Raw genomic sequence first — 17,165 nt, forward strand, 5'->3', positions numbered from 1 at the left:
GAACCTCTTGAGCAACGCACGCATTCAGCCCAGTGCCGACCTGGACGACGGCGTCCAGATCGGTGACGGCTCGTCCATCTGGCACCTGGCGCAGGTGCGCGGCGGTGCGGTGATCGGCGAGAACGTCGTCGTCGGGCGCGGCGCCTACATCGGCAGCGGCGTCCATGTGGGCGACAACTGCAAGATTCAGAACTACGCGCTGGTCTACGAACCCGCCCACCTCGAGGACGGCGTGTTCATCGGCCCTGCGGCGGTGCTGACGAACGACACATTCCCGCGGGCGATCAACCCCGACGGCAGCGCCAAGAGCGCCCACGACTGGGAACCCGTCGGCGTCACGCTGAAGCAGGGCAGTTCGGTCGGCGCGCGTGCCGTGTGCGTGGCACCGGTGACGATCGGCCGCTGGGCGACTGTTGCGGCGGGCGCTGTCGTCACCAAGGATGTGCCCGACTACGCTCTGGTGGCAGGGGTGCCGGCCCGCCGGATCAAGTGGGTGGGGCGTTCCGGGTTCCCGCTCGAACAGATCGGCGAGGGCCGATTCAAGGATCCGATGACCGGCGATGAGTTCGTCGAAACCAACGAAGTGCTGACTCTTGTGGAGGAGAACAACTGATGTCTGCTGCTGAGTTCATCCCGCCGGCCAAGCCGCTGATCGGGGACGAGGAGCGCGAGGCTGTCGACCGCGTGCTGCGCTCGGGCATGATCGCCCAGGGCCCCGAGGTCGCCGCCTTCGAGAAGGAGTTCTCGGAGCACTTCAAGCTCGACCGCGCATGTGTGGCGGTCAACTCCGGCACGTCGGGCCTGCACCTGGGTCTGCTCTCGTGTGGCATCGGCGCGGGTGATGAGGTGATCGTCCCGTCGTTCACGTTCGCGGCGACCGCGAACTCGGTGGCGCTGACCGGTGCCACGCCGGTGTTCGCCGACATCGACCCGCAGACCTTCTGCCTGGACCCCGCCTCGGTCGAGGCGTCGATCACCGAGCGCACCAAGGCGATCATGCCGGTGCACCTGTACGGCCACCCGGCCAACATGGTGGCGCTGCGTGAGCTGGCCGACAAGCATGGCCTGCAGTTGTTCGAGGACGCCGCGCAGGCCCACGGCGCCTCGCTGAATGGCACGCCCGTCGGCGCGTTCGGCGAGTTCGCGATGTTCTCGCTGTACCCGACCAAGAACATGACCTCGGGTGAGGGTGGCATGGTGTCGGCCGCGAACGAGACCATCGAACGCAACCTGCGCCTGTACCGCAACCAGGGCATGCTGCAGCAGTACCACAATGAAGTCGTGGGCCTGAACAACCGCATGACCGACATTCATGCCGCGATTGGCCGGGTGCAGTTGACCAAGGTTGATGCGTGGACCGCGACCCGCCAGCAGAACGCGGCGTTCATGTCGGCCAACCTCGAGGGTGTCACCCCGCCGCATGTGGCCGAGGGTGCGGTGCACGTCTACCACCAGTACACGATCCGGGTTGCTGAGGACCGTGACAGCCTGGCCAAGGCGCTGAAGGATGAGTACAACATCGGCTCGGGCATGTTCTACCCGGTGCCGAATCACCGTCTGAAGCCGTTCCAGTCGCCGGTCGACCTGCCCGAGACCGAGCGCGCGGCGCTGGAATGCCTGTCGCTGCCGGTGCACCCGTCGGTGACTGCAGAGCACCTGGAGCGCATCGTGACCGCGGTGAACACCCTGGCCAAGGCAGGTGCATGAGATGGCGAACCTGCGCGCAGGCCTGATCGGCATCGGGTCGATGGGCAAGAACCATGCCCGCAACCTCAAGGCGATCGACGGTGTCGACCTGGTGGCCGTGGCTGATGCCTCGGGCAAGGACCCGTTCGGTGTCGCCGGTGACCTGCCGGTGCTGCCCGACATCGATGCACTGCTGGCCACCCCCGACCTCGACTATGTCGTGGTCGCGGCCCCGACCTTCACCCATGAAGAGATCGGGTTGAAGATCGCCGAGGCGGGCAAGCATGCCCTGATCGAGAAGCCCCTGGCGGCGTCGACGCAGGCGGCCCGCACTTTGGCCGAGGCGTTCGCGTCCAAAGGACTGATCGGTGCGGTCGGCCACATCGAGCGGTTCAACCCGGCGCTGCAGAGCCTGCGCAAGCGGCTCGAGAACGGCGACCTGGGCGACCTGTACCAGATCGTCACCCGTCGTCAGGGGCCCTTCCCGAACCGCATCGCCGATGTCGGTGTGATCAAGGACCTCGCCAGCCACGACATCGACCTGACCGCCTGGGTGACCCAGCGCAAGTACGAGCAGGTCGCAGCGCGGTCGATGTTCAAGTCGGGCCGCCAGTACGAGGACATGGTCAGCGCCACCTGCACACTGTCGGGCGGGCTGATGAGCAACCACCTGGTCAACTGGCTCTCGCCCACCAAGGAGCGGCTGACCATCGTCACCGGCGAGCGCGGCATGTTCGTGGCCGACACGCTGACCGCCGACCTGACGTTCTTCGCCAATGGCACGGTCGAGACGACCTGGGACGACATCGCCAACTTCCGCGGTGTCTCCGAGGGGGACATGACGAGGTTTGCCATTCCCAAGCCCGAGCCGCTGCGCACCGAGCATGAGAACTTCCGCGACGCGGTGCTCGGTGCTGAGGGTGCGACCATCGTCACGCTGGACGAGGGCGCCCGCGTCGTCGAGGTGTGCGAGGCGATGATCGAATCGAGCAGGACGAACCAGTTCGTGGCGATCAGCTGAGTGCTGGTTGGTGTGATTGCAGGGGCCCGTCGGTGATCCGGCGGGCTCTTGTGGTGTGTGGCGGGGGTTGGGGGTGGGTCGGGGGTGGCGTCGCGTTGGATCCATCCATCCACCGCCGGGGCACCTGAATGGCCGCCGCGGCCCGGTTTCGTCCACGTTGACACCTTTGTGTGCACGCTGACACCTGTGGGCGGGTGTCGGGGTGCTCGCAAGGGTGTCGGCGTGCTCATTGGGGCGCTGGGTCTCGTGTCGGACGAGGTTCTGGGCGTGCGGCTGGTGGAGGGTGGCGGCCTCGGCGCAGGTTCGGACAGCGGCGGCCCCTGTGGTGCCCCGCCCGTACTCAGGCGCGTGCTCCCATCCGCCCACCACCGCCGGGGCTCCTGTATGGCCGCCGCGGCCCGGTTTCGTTCACGTTGACACCTTTGTGTGCACGCTGACACCTGTGGGCGGGTGTCGGGGTGCTCGCAAGGGTGTCGGCGTGCTCGTCCAGTGCGAAATGCGACGTGCGTTCAGCGCCTGTAAAGGAATCTTCGGGGATGCTCAACCTTCTTCTGGTGCCGGGCGTGGTGCAGGTCAGAAGGTCACCGCAGACGCGCCCACCACGTTGCCACCCGCGCCACCCCAGGAGAATCCCATGTTCAAGAAGTCCGCCCTCATCGCCGCCGCCTTCGCCGTTTCGCTCGCCGGTGGAGTCGCTGCCGCCGTCCTGCCCGCCATGGCCGAAGACCGCGCACCCCAGGTCATCCCGCAGACCGTCGTCAACAAGGCGCTGCCCGCCCAGACCGAGATCACCGGGGCCCTGGTGCCCGGCGGCATTGCCGTGATCACCACTGACGTGTTCCAGCAGGGCGAGCCGATCCGGTGGAAGCTCACGCAGGGGACCAGGGTGATCGACAGCGTCGACCTGGTGAAGGTGAACCCTGCGGGCGACAAGGGCCAGTTCCGGGTCGACCTGGCCAAGGCCAAGTCCGGCACCTTCACCCTCACCGCCACCAGCCACGTGGGCGGCCGGGTGCTGACCGACGAGATCGTGGTGGTGATGGCCTCCGCCCAGCCGGGCACCGCGGTGATGCGCCAGACGCGCGACCAGGTCACCATCGCCACCGACCAGCTGACGGTGGGCGCGAAGTACACCTTCGAGGTTGTGCTCGGCGGCGCCCGGGTCGACTACGGCACCGGCGTGCTCGGCGGCACCGAATCAGCTGCGGAGTTCACGCTCACCACCACAGACCTGCCGGCCGGCTCGTATGTGGTGTTCGTGGCGGCCGAGACCGGCGAGAGCGCGGTCGTGCGGTTCGAGATCAAGGCGTCTGGCCAGGGCGGCACCCCGAACCGGCCGCTGCCGAAGACTGGGGCGTGAACCCGGGCCTTCCCCACGCGGCACAGCGCATGCCGACACCCTTGTGGGCACGCTGACACAAGCAGAACGGTGTCAGGATGCCCGCAAGGGTGTCCCCGTTCGCGTTGAGGGTGTCTGGTGGCATTAGAACAGTCGCCGCCGGACGCCCGCGAGCGCCGTCCTGACCCGCGACACCACGTCGTCCGGTTGTCGTTCCACCTCGTCCCACGTCCAGCGGACGAGAGCATTGCCCTGGCGGCGCAGGCGATCCTCGCGGACCTTCTCTTGCCAGACGGCTTCACCGGGATCATCACCGGGCCGAAAGTTGGCGAGGTACTTGCCCCGACCGTCGAACTCGCCGATGAGCCCGCCCATCCACCACATGTCGACCCGATCCGTGCCTCGCGAGTGCGGGAACTCCCGCTGTAGCTCATCCGGGGCCAGGCCCGCGCTCCACAAAAGGGCTCGGCTGCGTGATTCACCGACACTCTCGGCACGGGGGTCACCGAAGAGGACGGCACGTCGCGCGGACACGATGCCGGGCAGCCCACTGCATCGGGCCAGGCAGTCGTGCAGGTCATCTAGCGTGCACAGCTGCTCACGCAGCGCATGGTCGACCGCGGCGACGGCCCACCCGAAATGCACGGACCGGCCCAGGTCGATCACGGTTCGGGCCACGCTGGTGACGATGAGGGCGCCGACCTGGACGATGTCCACCGGGTCGATGCGGCCGGTCGTCTTGCGAACCCCCTGCCGTTGCCAGCCGCCGTCCCGTTCCTGGACGAGGTGCACCTTGCTGAGGGCTGCTCGGGGTGCCGGCAGATCATGGACGACCGCGGCCGAGGCATGACTCACGACAACAGGGTGCTCGGCGCCGGCAACGCAGGCATGGATGCGGTGCAGATGAACCTGCCGCTCGAGACGCCATCGCTCCTGTTCGACCGGGGTCGCCATGGTGTAGTAGCCGCGTTGCACCCGAACCAGCTGGCCGGCACTGACCTGCCGTCGGATTTCGCGGGAATCGTAGCCCTGGTCAATGAGGGCGCTTCGGCTCAGGAGGATCGTCACATCACGACCATGTGCTCTTCCGATGCCGTTCTCCTGAACGGACAACACCTTGTGGACAACCAGCTCGATGGTGCACAGAATGGCCGCACGTCCAGAACCTCGTCCGCTGGCCCATGGACAGCCTGTCGTGTGCACGCTGACACCTTTGTGTGCACCTTGACACCGTTGTGCGGGTGTCGGCGTGTTCCCAAGGGTGTCGGCGCGCCCTCTCGGGCCCGAGGCCCCGGACGCCCGCCTGCCCTGCCTCGTCCACGCCCCACCCGCGCCACCACGCCCACAGACGGTAGGCTGTGACCGCACCAGACACACTCGAAGGAGCCCGGATGAAGATCGCGGTTGTCGCGCTCGGCAAGATCGGCCTGCCGCTGGCCGTCCAGTTCGCTGACAAGGGTCATGACGTCGTCGGCATCGACGTGCAGCAGAAGGTCGTCGACTCGGTCAACGCCGCCAAGGAGCCGTTCCCGGGCGAGGCGCACCTGCAGCAGAAGCTGTCCGAGCTCGTGCCCGCCGGCAAGCTGCGCGCCACCACCGACTACGCCGAGGCGATCCCCGGGGTCGATGCCATCGTCATCGTCGTGCCGCTGTTCGTCAACGACGAGACCTGGCAGCCCGACTTCGGCTGGATGGAGGCCGCCACCCGCAGCTTCAGCGAGCACATCACCCCCGGCACGCTCGTCTCATACGAGACCACGCTGCCCGTCGGCACCACCCGCAACCGCTGGAAGCCGATGATCGAAGAGGTCTCCGGCCTGGTCGAGGGCAAGGACTTCCACCTCATCTTCAGCCCCGAGCGGGTGCTCACCGGCCGCGTCTTCGAAGACCTGCGCAAGTACCCCAAGCTGGTCGGCGGCCTGTCGGACGAGGGCACTGCCAAGGGCATCGAGTTCTATCAGCAGGTGCTCGACTTCGACGAGCGCCCCGACCTCGCCCCCGCGACGAACGGTGTCTGGGACATGGGCAGCGCCGAGGCCGCCGAGATGGCCAAGCTCGCCGAGACCACCTACCGCGACGTCAACATCGGCCTGGCCAACCAGTTCGGCAAGTTCGCCGAGAAGAACGGCATCGATGTCTTCAAGGTCATCGCCGCGTCGAACAGCCAGCCCTACAGCCACATCCACCGGCCGGGCATCGCTGTGGGCGGCCACTGCATCCCCGTCTACCCGCGCCTGTACCTGTACACCGACCCGGACGCCACCATCGTCCGCGTCGCGCGCGAGGCCAACATGACCATGCCGGAATACACCATCGCCAAGGTCGAGGACGCCTTCAATGGCGACCTGTCCGGCAAGTCGGTCGTCGTGCTCGGCGCCTCATACCGCGGCAAGGTCAAAGAGACCGCCTTCTCGGGTGTCTTCCCGGCCGTCGCCGCCCTGAACGCCCGCGGTGCCAACACCTTCGTGCACGACCCGATGTTCACCGACGAAGAGCTCGAGAAGTTCGGCTTCCAGCCCTACCACCTGGGCGACCCGGTCGACGCGGCGGTCATCCAGGCCGACCACCCCGAATACAAGCAGCTCACGCCCGAGCAGCTGCCCGGCATCAAGGTGCTCGTGGACGGACGCAATGTCACGACCGCCGAGAACTGGCCCGGCGTCGAACGCCACGTGATTGGTGACGGCCAGGCCTGACGGCCTGACCGGCCAGGCCTGACTGCCTGACCGGCCACGCCTGATCAGCCCTTCAGCGCCGCCAGGAAGTCAGCCGCGAGCTTGTCATAGGCGTGGTGCTCACGCACGTACGCCGTCTCGGTGGCCCGGATCCGCCCACGCTGGGTCGGGTCCAGGGCCACCACCTCGCGGATCGCACGCGCAATGTCGGCCGGCTGCTTCGCCGCAGCCCGCACCGAACACCCCGCATAGGCCAGCGGCGTGTGCTCCGAGTCGAGCGCGTCGACGATCGGCAACCCCGTCAGCATGTAGTCGAAGATCTTGTTGGCGCTGAACCCATAGCGGTACAGCCGCGATTTCTCCGAGCCGATGTAGAGCCCGTCCATCGCCGACAGGGTGTTGTGCACCGCCGCCTTTGGGATCGACCCGACAAAGAACACCTTGTCCAGCCCCAGCTCGGCGGCACGCGCCTCGAGCGCGCCCCGGTCGACCCCGTCGCCGATGACCACCGCGGCCACCGGCTCATCCTTGAGCAGTGCCATGGCCTCGACCAGGTCGTCCATCGCGTTCGAGACCGACAGCCCGCCCGCGTAGCTGATCACATCATTGCCCTGGGCCTGAAGCCTGGTCACCAGCGCCACCACGGCCTCGTCCGCCGGCCCCGGTTCGCGGTCGAGCTGCACACCATTGGGCACGTTCACCACGGGCGTGGTGATGCCCAGGCTGCGCACATGCTCTTCGGCATTGGGCAGGATCGAGACGATCACATCCGAGTTGCGGTACGCCGACTTCTCGGCCGCCGCCATCGTCGCGATGAAGGGGTGCTTGTCGGAATAGCCGCCGAGTTCCTGCGGGGTCAGCGGCCACAGGTCATGAATTTCGTGCACGAGCCGGGCCCCGGCGATCTTCGCGATCCGCTCGGCCAGGTACGTGTCGAAGGGGTACGTGGACGACGCGATCACCGCGTCGGGCCGGGTCACCTTCGCGATGGACGAGGCATCCCGCAGGCCCTTGCCCACGAATTCCACCATCGAGACCACGCGCTGGGCCCCGTTGCCCTCATATTCACGGGTCTTGATGAACCGGAACGGTACCCCGTCGATCACCTGCTCTTCACCGGTGCGGGTGACGGTGGGGTTGACCTTGCGCAGGTGGCTGTACGACCCCGCCAGCAGCGTGGTCTCGACGCCTGACCGCGCCCATTCCTGGGCCATCAGGTGGGGCCTGAACTCCATGCCGAGCGTGGGCGAACCGGCGTAATGGTCGATGTAGAGCACCTTCACGCAGGCGAGCCTACCGGCCCGGTGCCCGGGCCCACGATCACAGCAGCGCCCGCGTGACCCCTTCGAGCACCTCGAGCTGCGACTCAAACGTGAAGTGCTGTTCGAGGTAGCCCCGACCCTCACGCCCGATCCGGGCGCACCGGTCCGGGTCGGCCAACAGCTGGGCCATCGCCGCGACGGTGGCATCGACGTCCTCGGAATCGACGAACACCCCACCCGCGGGGAACATCGTGCGCCACGCCTCGAAATCACTGCCCAGGAACGGCACGGCGCCGGCCATGTACTCGAACAGCTTCGTCGGCAGGCTGTTGACGTAGTTCGGCAGCGGCGCCAGCAGGATCAGCCCCAGTTGCGCACTCGCGACGATCCCCGGGATGTCGGTCGGCGGCAGCAGACCCAGGTAGCGCACGACCTCGCCGTCGGGCTCGGTCGCCAGCACCTGCTTGGCCTTGCCCAGGCCACGCCCGGCCAGCACGAGGTGCGCGGTCGGCACCTGCTCACGCACGCGGCGGGTGGCCTCGATCATCAGGCTGAGCTTGCGCTCCTCGGACAGGTCACCGACATAGACCATGCGACCCGGCACCGGGGTGGGGTGGTCGGTGAAGTCCGAGAGCCACGGGTAGTTGCGCACCACCACGGTGCGCGGGTTGCCGAACCCCTGCGCCACCTCGGGGGTCGCGGCCACGACAGCATCCATGCCGCGATCGGCCCAGCCGATCAGCAGCCGTGACGCAAGTTTCATGAACGGCTTGGCGTACCTGTTCAGGTACGGCTTCGTGTCGATCTGCTTGACCAGGTCTTCGTGGGCGTCATAGACGGCGTGCGCGCGGTACAGCTTGGCCCACAGCCACGTCATCGGCACCAGTTCGGGGTCATGAATGTGGACGACCTTCGGCCTGAGCCGGCACAGCAACTTCCAGGCCTTGCGCTGGCTGCCGGTCAGGCGGTCCAGGCGGCCCCTGGGCTGGGGCAGCGCATAGACCGGGAACGGGCCGTCAGGGTCGTCCACGGTGGCCCGGATGGCCAGGCCCACGTCGACGCCGCTGCGGGCCAGCCCCAGCGCGTGCTTGTTGCGCACCCGGTTGTCGTGGCTGTGGTGCACCGTCGACAGGTGCAGCACGTCGACATGCCCGGGCAGCTGCCCCGGCCCCGTGGCGGCGGCCCCCGCCGCGGCAGAGTCTGTCGCCGAGGCGTCAGTCGACATGCCTGTCCGCATGCTCATCGACCAGGGCGCTGATGTCGGTCGAGACGGTGGCGGCCTGGGCGGCGTTGAGCGCCTTGGCCTGGTTGAGCAGGCTCTGGTGGGTCAGCTCTTCCATAGCCGCGGGGTTGCCGCCGTCCACACCGTCGAGCGCGCCGGGGTCGAGCGGTGGCACCTCGACGCGGTTGATCAGCTCGTGTGCGGTCGGGGTCGAGGCCTCGTCGCCCGAAAACAGCACCTCGTGCATCTTCTCGTTGGGGCGCAGGCCCGTGAACGTGATCGCGATGTCCTTGCCCGAGCGGGCGATCAGGCCCCGGGCCACGTCGAGGATCTTCACGGGCTCGCCCATGTCGAGCACGAGCACGTCGCCCGGCTGGCCGATGGCACCGGCCTGGATGACCAGCTCACACGCCTCGGGGATCGTCATGAAATAGCGCGTGATGTCGGGGTGGGTCACCGTGATGGGCCCGCCCTGCTCGATCTGGTTGGTGAAGGTGTGCAGCATCGACCCGCGCGAACCGAGCACGTTGCCGAAGCGCACCGACAGGTAGACGTCGCCGGTCTTGCGCGCGTAGTGGGCGGTGAGCTCTTCGGCGATGCGCTTGGTCTTGCCGAGCACCGAGGTGGCATCAGCGGCCTTGTCGGTCGAGACGTTGACGTACTTGCGGACGCCGTACTTCTCGGACATCTTCAGCAGGTTCAGCGAGCCGAGCACGTTGGTCTTCCAGCCCTCGAGCGGGTACTGCTCGAGCATCGGCAGGTGCTTCAGGGCCGCGGCGTGGAAGACGACCTCGGGGTGGTGCGCCGCGAAGACGGCATCGAGGGCGGCCTCATCGCGGATGTCGCAGAGCACCATGTTCGGGGTGTCCAGCAGACCCTGCTTGTAGATCGAGAGCTGCACGCCATGCAGCAGCGATTCGTCGCGGTCGAGCATGACCAGTTCTTTGGGGCCGAACTTGTGCACCTGGCGCGCGATCTCAGACCCGATCGAGCCGCCGGCGCCGGTGACCAGCACGACCTTGCCTGACAGGTAGCCGGCGATCGAGCTCAGGTCGGTCTTGATCTGTGAGCGGCCGAGCAGGTCGGCGACGTCAAGCTGGTGCAGTTGGTTCAGCTGCACATTGCCGTTGATCAATGCCTGGGTGTTGGGCATCACCAGCACCTTGAGGCCCTCGGGCTCGGCAAGGTCGTTGATGCGGCGCATCAGTGCGCGGTTGGCCGTCGGGATGGCCACGACCACGGTGCCGACACCGGCCCGGTCGGCGACCTTGACCAGGTCGTCACCCGTGCCGAGCACCGGCTTGCCGTTGATGCGCAGGTTGCGCTTGTCACGGTCGTCGTCCACGAAACCGACGATGCGGTACGGCGCGTCGGGGTCGAACGCGAGCAGGCGCGACAATTGCTGGCCCGCATTGCCAGCGCCGTAGACGACGACGTCGACGGCCGAATCGCGGGTGGTGTCGCTCAGCGACGAGGTGATGGTGCGGGCCACGAACCGCGCCGCGGTCATCAGCACCACGGCACCGAACGGCACGATGAGTGTGACCCCGCGGGGGTAGCCCGGTTCGCCGAAGAAGAAGTAGTACGCCGCCAGCGCGCCGCCGATGATCACGGTGATCGCGGCGATGTTGATGACCTCGTCGAAGCTGCCCAGCGTGTGCCGACCGCGGTAGAGCTTCGTGAGCACGCCGAGCACCAGCTGCAGCACCATCGCGATGATGGCGTATTGCACGATGATGCCCTGTTCATAGCTGCTGAGGGCCTGGAAGTTGTAGCGCTCTGCCACCATGAAGGTGGTGGCCAGGGCCCATGAGGCCATGTCCCACACTGCAAGGCCTGCGCGAAGCAGCAGAGTTCGAGCAGATGGACGGGCCATCGGTTTCCCTTCGTGAGCGGACACAACGTGGCGCAGTCTACCGTGACCCTGCTGACTGCGGCCCCAGCCGCTGCCTCAGGCAATACCACACGTGTTACAGCGGTGCCCACGACGCTGTGTCGGAGTACATGAAGGCTCGCTGACGATTAGGCTCGGCCGGTGGGTGTGTCTCAACCCCGGAAATTATCGTGGCGAATGCCAGGACTGTCGGATCGGGGAGGTGAGATGGCACAGCGTTCTTGGTGGCGCACGCTCATCTCGGCCCTGCTCGTCATGGCCATTCCAGCGGCCCTGGTGCTGCTGCTGCGCACCAACCCCCGTGCTGACAACCCAGTGGCGGTGCCGGTTGCTGCCGTCGTCGACCACGACCGACCGCAGACGGTGGGCGGTTCGTCCGTCGGGCTCGGACGCGACCTGGTGGCGCGGCTGCTGGCCGCGAGCGATGTGAAGTGGGTGCAGGTCACCGCCGCCGATGCCAAGGCCGGCGTGCAGTCGGGGCGCTACGCCGCAGTCGCCACCGTGCCCGAGGACTTCACGGCAGCGACCCTGGCCGTGGCCGGCGGCAAGCAGGCCCAGATCAACGTCAGCGTGATCTCGTCGCCGATGGCACCCTCGTCCGAAAGCCTCATCGGACGATCAGTAGCCCGCGCCACCAACCAGACCGTCGGCACCAGCGTGGCGGGTGCCGCGATGGACTCGGTCTACCTGACGTTCACCGACGCCGACGAGGCGTTCCGCACCGCACAGGACAGGGCCAAGAACCTGGCCACGCGGACCGGCGATGCCGAAACCCAGCAGAAGTCGGCGGCCGACGCCGGTGCGGCCGTGACCGGCATGCTGGGAACCCTGGGCCAGCAGCGCAGTGGGCTCGGCAAGGGCCCCGGGCTGCCCGATGCCTCGGGCAGCCAGCAGCAATCGGCAGCCGCCAACCAGCAGCTGAACCAGCAGGGCGCGCTCACAGCCGAGGCGCAGGCCGCGCTGGCCCGTGCCGCCGCCGCGAGCGCCGATGCCAAGACCTCGGGGGCGGCCAGCAAGTCGACCATCGATGCGTTGGATGCGCTGGCCAAGCAGATCGACCAGCAGGCCAGCACCCAGCAGCAGGGGGTCAACACCTATACCAATTCGGTGGCCGCGGCGGCCGAGCGCCAGCGCGGCATCGATGCCAGCCTCAAGGGCATCAAGACACAGCTGGCGAGCTTCAGCGACCAGCTCGGCCAGATCGCCGGCACCTCGTCGGCCCAGCGCCAGGGGGTTGCCCCATCGTCGCTGCGCAAGACCAGCACCGACTCGGCGGCCGACCTCGCCGCGGCGCTGGCCTCGCTGCAGGGCCTGGTCAACCAGCTCGAGACCGACCAGACGGTCAGCACTGCCCAGGCCCTGGCCGTCCAGCTCAAGGACTTCGCCGACGGCGCCGACGGCAACGTCGGTGACCTGGAATCGCGGCTCAAGGCAATTCGCAAGAAGTACGACAATGCCGGCGTCGGCCAACAGCTGCCGGTGGCCTGCCCCTATCCGGATGCGCCTGGCGGCGGGTTGTCGGAACAGTGTCGTGCCTGGCGTGCGGGTGTCGTCGACGGCCTCGACATCGCACTGGACGAACTCAGCCAGACAGACTTGGGCGCCCGGTCAGCGAAACTGCGTGAGCTGGCCCAGCAGAACCTCGACAACGTCAACGCCATCTCGACCACCCGCGCTGACCTGCTGACCTCGGCCCGGGCCGCGGCAGTGGCGCTGCAACGGGCGATCGACAACGGCGCCGGCTCGGCGCCCGAGGTGATCGAGAAGGTCAGCAAGGTCGCCCAGAGCGCGAAGAGCCTGTCGACGTCAGCACAGGGCCTGTCCCAGGAATCAGAGCAGCAGTCAGCCGCGCTGCAGGCCATCGACAAGGACAGCCCGGCCGTCAAACAACTGGACGACTCGGCTGCGGCGCTCAACCAGACCCTGCAACAGCAGGGGGCCCAGCTGTCGGGCCTGACCCAGACCGTGGCGGGACTCAGCCAGCAGCTCGACGGCCTCACCGAGACCGTGGCGTCGTTGACCCAGCAGAACACTGAACTGCAACAGACCGGCACGAGTCTGCAGGCCACGTTGAACCAGCTCGAGCGCAACAGCGCCGAACTGAACCGGCAGCTGGGCGCGGCGAAGTCGGCCATCAACCAGCAGGACCAGAAGCTCGCCCAGATCGACAAGCAGATCGCCGATGCCGAGGCTGCGGGCAAGGTGCTCACCACCCAGCTGCAGCAGCTGCAGCAGCAGGGCCAGCAGCTCAACACCCAGGCGCAGGGCAATGCGAAGCAGTTCGAAGACCCCAACGCCTGGCCACAGCTCGACCCCAGCACCCGGCAGAAGGTGACCTCACTGCTCGAGCTGCCAGTCACCCCCGACGTCGACCACCGTGAGGCAGTGAACTGGACGGCCATGGCCATCCTGGTCGCCATCTGGGTGGGTGCCCTGGCCGGTGTGGGCGTCATCGACAGGGCGCGGGGTCATGTGCGCGCCAATCCCGACGGCCAGGACGTGACGATGCCCGGTGCCGACGGACGACTGCGCATGGCATTGCGCTCGGTGGTCGTCGAGGTCGGTGTGGTGGCAGCGCTGGTCGGCGGCACCGTGTTCGCGGTGGTGGCGCCGGCGGCCGCCGGCCATCGCAGCGACCTCGCGGCCATGGTTTTCGTCGGTAGCGTGGCGGCGGCGGCGCTGGCGATGGCGGCGCGCAGGTTCCTGGGCGCGACGGTCGGTGTGTGGGTGGTGCTCGGGCTGCTCGCGACGACGCTGATGGGTATGAGCGCCGCGGCGCCCCAGTGGCTGGAATTCATTCGCGACACGACGGCCGCCACTCCGCTGTTCGACGGGCTGCGCATCGCCCTGGCGGGTGGTGAGGGCACGTCGGCGCGGGTCGGGACGCTGCTGGTCTGGGCCGTCTGCAGCGTGCTTGTGGCCACACTGGCGGCACTGCGCTACCGCCGGGCGAAGGACTGAGCGTTCCCAGGCCTCACGCCTCGGCGTCGACCTCGCGGATCTCATCAACCCGGGCCGTGGTCAGCCGCAGCTCGACGGGCACATCGTCGCCGATCGCCACCGTGGCCGCCCCCGGCAGGAACACCAGACTCGACTGCATGTGCGGCGGTTCGATGAACCCGCGCTTCCTGCCGTCGATCGTGTACGGGCTCAGCGCGCGTCCCGCGGCGTCCATGGCACCGGTCGCCAACGTGACCGCCCGCTGGCGCAGGTTGGCACCGGGTGAGGGGGCTGTCAGCGCCACCCCATGCGCCGTGCCGCCCGACACCACGACGACCCAGCCGTCCTGGCTGACGCGGTGCTGCCAGTAACCGACGCGTTCGCCGCGCTTGACCGGGTGCATGTCCAGCACCCGCGCGGTCGTCCGACGGGTGTTCGGTGCCCCGAGCCACAGCGCGGTGCCCATGCGCAGCCGCGTGGCCACGTTGAGCTCCCGGGTCAGGGTGCGGTAGTCGTCCAACGTCAGGTGCGACAGCCAGACCGGTGCCTCGATCGTGGACGCGGCCGCGCTCGACAGTTCGCGGGCCTCGGCGAGGGCGTTGGCGGCCTTCATGGGCAGGTGGATGGTCCAGCCCTCGAAGCGCAGGCCCGAGTCCTGGGGTGAACTGAGCAGCGAGCGCACGCCCGGCAGGTCGCCCGGGCCCATGCCGTGGCGGCGCATCGAGGTGAGCAGCTCGACGATCACGCGGGCGCGCGGGGCGCGCTCGGCCACCAGCTTCAGGTCGTCCAGGCGTGACACGGTGGTGATCACCTGCTCGTCGGCCAGGTAGTCGACCGCCAGCGGATCGTGGCGCGACCAGGGGGTGAGCACGACGATGTCGCCGCTCCAGCCGCCGTTGCGCACCTCGGCCACCTCGGGGGTGGTGCCGACGGCGAGGGTGTCGAGTTCGAGCAGGTCGGCCTCGGCAGCGAGCCGGTCGAGGCCGAAGCCGTAGCCGTTGCCCTTGGCGACGGGCACCAGCCCCGGTACGTCGGCGCAGGTCGCGGCGAGGTGGGCCCGCCAGGCGGGCGTGTCGAGGTGCAGCACGAGTGACATCAGCGCCTCCGTTCCATGTAGGCCATGAAAGCCGCGTAGAGCACCGGGTTGATGGGCTTGTCCCACTCGCCGACATAGCTGACGGCCTCGCCGCCCGTGCCGACCTTGAACTGGATGAGCCCGATTTCCGGGTGGTCCTCGGCGACGGCGGGCGTGATGCCGCGCAGGTCATAGACCTCGGCGCCGGCCGACAGTGCGTCCTGGATCATCTGCCACTGGATGCGGTTCGAGCCGCGCACCTCGCGCTTGGCGTTCGTGGACGCACCGTAGGAGTACCAGGTGTGCCGACCGACCTGCACCCAGGTGGTGGCGGCGACCAGGTCACCTTCGTGGTGGGCCAGGTACAGGTGCATGCGGCCATCGGCATCGTCCGGGGCGGTGCCGCCGGCGGGTTCGGCGCGCAGGGCGTCCCACATGGTCTCGAAGTACGAGAGTGGGCGGCCGGTGAAGCCGTCACGGGCGGCTGTCTCGAGGTACACCTGGTGGAACGCCGCGAGGTCGTCCCGGGTGCCGCGGGTGACCGTGACGCCGGACTTGTCGGCCTTCTTGATGTTGCGGCGCCACAGTTGGTTCATGCCCTTGAGCACCTCGTCAGCGGTCAGCTGGGTGCGGGTGCTCGTTGGGTCGTCGGGGTCAGTGGTGCGGGTGAGCGGCAACTGGAAGTTGTACTGCGGCTGTCCGGCCGTGAACCCCTCGGCGGCCTTCGGGGCGCGCCAGCCCAGGTGCTGCAGCTGGTTGGCGAGCCTGGTGCCGGCCTTGTCGGTCTCGTCAGGGGTGACCTCGGCCAGCGTGGTGGCCGCAGGGTCGGCGATGGCGTTCTTGATGGTGTCGGTGTGCCAGCGGTGGTGCACCAGGGTGGGGCCGATGCGCACGGCGAAGGCGCCCTTCTTGCGGGCGTGGGTGGTGAGGGCATCGAGCATCTCGGGGATGTCGGCGCGGGTCCAGTCGAGCACGGGGCCCTCGGGCAGGTAGGCCAGGTAGCGCTTCAGCTTCGGCAGCTGTCGATAGAGCACCAGGCCGACGCCGACCAGTTCGGACCCGTCGAACCAACCGAGCAGTTCGGAACCCCATTCGGGCTTCACCTTCGCCCAGGCGGGCGTCTGCAGAAAGCTCACCGTGACCGGGAAGTCCGAACCCGGCGCGGCGACGCGTTGGATGAACGCGAGGTACTCGGACGACTGGACCTGCCTGATCTGGATCACGGCACCAATCTAGCGGTGACCGGCATCGGGCAGCAGTTGGTGGAAGGGCTCGTCTGGGGGTCGGCGGTGGTGGGGACGTCGGCCGGGTTCTGGACATGTGGGGTGGGGGAGTAAGCCCGGGCCACGTTTGCCGCCCGGCGGGAAGTCTGCCGCCTGGCGGGAAGTTTGCCGTGCGGCGCCGCAGGGCAAAGTCCCCGCCGACAGGCAAAGTTGCCGTCGACAGGCAGACCTCGGTGCCCATGGGGATCCCGGAGCGAGCGCGTCCAGATTCCGGCAGGAGCGGGCCAGAGTGGGCAGTTGGTGGCCGGTCCGGCGGACTCTCGCCGGGTTCTGGTCACGTCTCTGGCTGGCCGAGAGTCTCCCTGGCCGAGAGTCTCCCTGGCCGCTGGACGAGCAGGTGCTGGGCCACGGCCGACGCCCCCGCTCCCCACGAAGTAGCAGGCAGGTGCACGCCGACACCCTTGTGGGCACGCCGACACCTGCCCACAGGTGTCGGCGTGCACCCAAAGGTGTCGGCGTGCCCGGTGTGGGGTGTTCGCGGGGCCGGCCTGGCCTCGTCCTCGTGCTCGTTCGCCGCGCCCGGGCCACGTTTGCCGCGCCCGGGCCACGTTTGCCGCGCCCGGGCCACGTTTGCCGCTCGGCGGGAACTCTGCCGCCCGGCGGGAACTCTGCATCCTGACGGGAACTTTGCCGCCCGGCGCCGCGAGGCAAAGTTCCCGCCGATGGGCAATCTCCAGGAACCCCGGTCCTGGGCCGGTCACCGACGCCAGTGTCCAGAACCCGGCAGCACCGGCCCGATCCCCCGATCGACCGGCGCGTCCGGTCCAC

General features: G+C 68.3%; 12 protein-coding genes. 6 read left to right on the forward strand and 6 right to left on the reverse strand.

The genetic code is table 11. The features are described from left to right. Window positions 1–7: 7 nt before the first annotated feature. From ACQCX5_RS05940 to ACQCX5_RS05955, 4 genes are all read left to right on the forward strand, one after another. Complete coding sequence (locus ACQCX5_RS05940) at window positions 8–613, forward strand: DapH/DapD/GlmU-related protein (RefSeq protein ID WP_434541090.1); 606 nt, start codon at window positions 8–10, stop codon at window positions 611–613. Beyond that, complete coding sequence (locus ACQCX5_RS05945; protein WP_434541091.1) at window positions 613–1,707, forward strand: DegT/DnrJ/EryC1/StrS family aminotransferase; 1,095 nt, start codon at window positions 613–615, stop codon at window positions 1,705–1,707. The genes ACQCX5_RS05940 and ACQCX5_RS05945 overlap by 1 nt, the downstream gene beginning before the upstream one ends. A gap of 1 nt (window position 1,708) precedes the next feature. Further along, window positions 1,709–2,707, forward strand: a complete 999-nt coding sequence (locus ACQCX5_RS05950) for a Gfo/Idh/MocA family oxidoreductase (RefSeq protein WP_434541092.1) — start codon at window positions 1,709–1,711, stop codon at window positions 2,705–2,707. A gap of 634 nt (window positions 2,708–3,341) precedes the next feature. Beyond that, window positions 3,342–4,067 carry a hypothetical protein gene (locus tag ACQCX5_RS05955; protein ID WP_434541093.1) on the forward strand — a complete coding sequence of 242 codons (726 nt, stop codon included), beginning with the start codon at window positions 3,342–3,344 and terminating at the stop codon, window positions 4,065–4,067. Window positions 4,068–4,190: 123 nt separating this feature from the next. Here ACQCX5_RS05955 and ACQCX5_RS05960 read toward each other — a convergent pair whose 3' ends face one another. Next, the gene (locus tag ACQCX5_RS05960; RefSeq protein WP_434541094.1) at window positions 4,191–5,114 is read right to left on the reverse strand and encodes a hypothetical protein; all 924 of its coding nucleotides are present in this window, start codon (window positions 5,112–5,114) and stop codon (window positions 4,191–4,193) included. A 323-nt stretch (window positions 5,115–5,437) separates the two neighbouring features. Between ACQCX5_RS05960 and ACQCX5_RS05965 the strand changes: the two genes are divergently transcribed. After that, window positions 5,438–6,742 (forward strand): nucleotide sugar dehydrogenase, encoded by a 1,305-nt coding sequence (locus ACQCX5_RS05965; RefSeq protein ID WP_434541095.1) that lies wholly within the window; start codon window positions 5,438–5,440, stop codon window positions 6,740–6,742. A gap of 44 nt (window positions 6,743–6,786) precedes the next feature. Here ACQCX5_RS05965 and ACQCX5_RS05970 read toward each other — a convergent pair whose 3' ends face one another. Genes ACQCX5_RS05970 through ACQCX5_RS05980 form a run of 3 tightly spaced genes read right to left on the reverse strand, consistent with a single transcriptional unit; the run spans window position 6,787 to window position 11,024 of the window. Continuing rightward, a complete protein-coding gene (locus tag ACQCX5_RS05970; protein ID WP_434541096.1) occupies window positions 6,787–8,004 on the reverse strand; it encodes a glycosyltransferase family 4 protein in 1,218 nt (405 codons plus the stop codon). Window positions 8,005–8,041: 37 nt separating this feature from the next. Then, window positions 8,042–9,208 (reverse strand): glycosyltransferase, encoded by a 1,167-nt coding sequence (locus ACQCX5_RS05975; protein ID WP_434541097.1) that lies wholly within the window; start codon window positions 9,206–9,208, stop codon window positions 8,042–8,044. Continuing rightward, complete coding sequence (locus ACQCX5_RS05980; protein ID WP_434541098.1) at window positions 9,198–11,024, reverse strand: polysaccharide biosynthesis protein; 1,827 nt, start codon at window positions 11,022–11,024, stop codon at window positions 9,198–9,200. Before ACQCX5_RS05980 ends, ACQCX5_RS05975 begins: the two co-directional genes overlap by 11 nt. 282 nt (window positions 11,025–11,306) lie before the next feature. Here ACQCX5_RS05980 and ACQCX5_RS05985 point away from each other — a divergent pair, with 282 nt between their 5' ends. Next, complete coding sequence (locus ACQCX5_RS05985) at window positions 11,307–14,060, forward strand: hypothetical protein (RefSeq protein WP_434541099.1); 2,754 nt, start codon at window positions 11,307–11,309, stop codon at window positions 14,058–14,060. Between the two features lie 13 nt (window positions 14,061–14,073). Here ACQCX5_RS05985 and ACQCX5_RS05990 read toward each other — a convergent pair whose 3' ends face one another. Further along, window positions 14,074–15,135 (reverse strand): alanine racemase, encoded by a 1,062-nt coding sequence (locus ACQCX5_RS05990; RefSeq protein ID WP_434541100.1) that lies wholly within the window; start codon window positions 15,133–15,135, stop codon window positions 14,074–14,076. After that, the gene (locus ACQCX5_RS05995; protein WP_434541101.1) at window positions 15,135–16,337 is read right to left on the reverse strand and encodes a lipid II:glycine glycyltransferase FemX; all 1,203 of its coding nucleotides are present in this window, start codon (window positions 16,335–16,337) and stop codon (window positions 15,135–15,137) included. Before ACQCX5_RS05995 ends, ACQCX5_RS05990 begins: the two co-directional genes overlap by 1 nt. Window positions 16,338–17,165 lie beyond the last annotated feature (828 nt).

The organism is Aestuariimicrobium sp. G57, assembly GCF_050110855.1.
Taxonomy (GTDB): domain Bacteria; phylum Actinomycetota; class Actinomycetes; order Propionibacteriales; family Propionibacteriaceae; genus Aestuariimicrobium.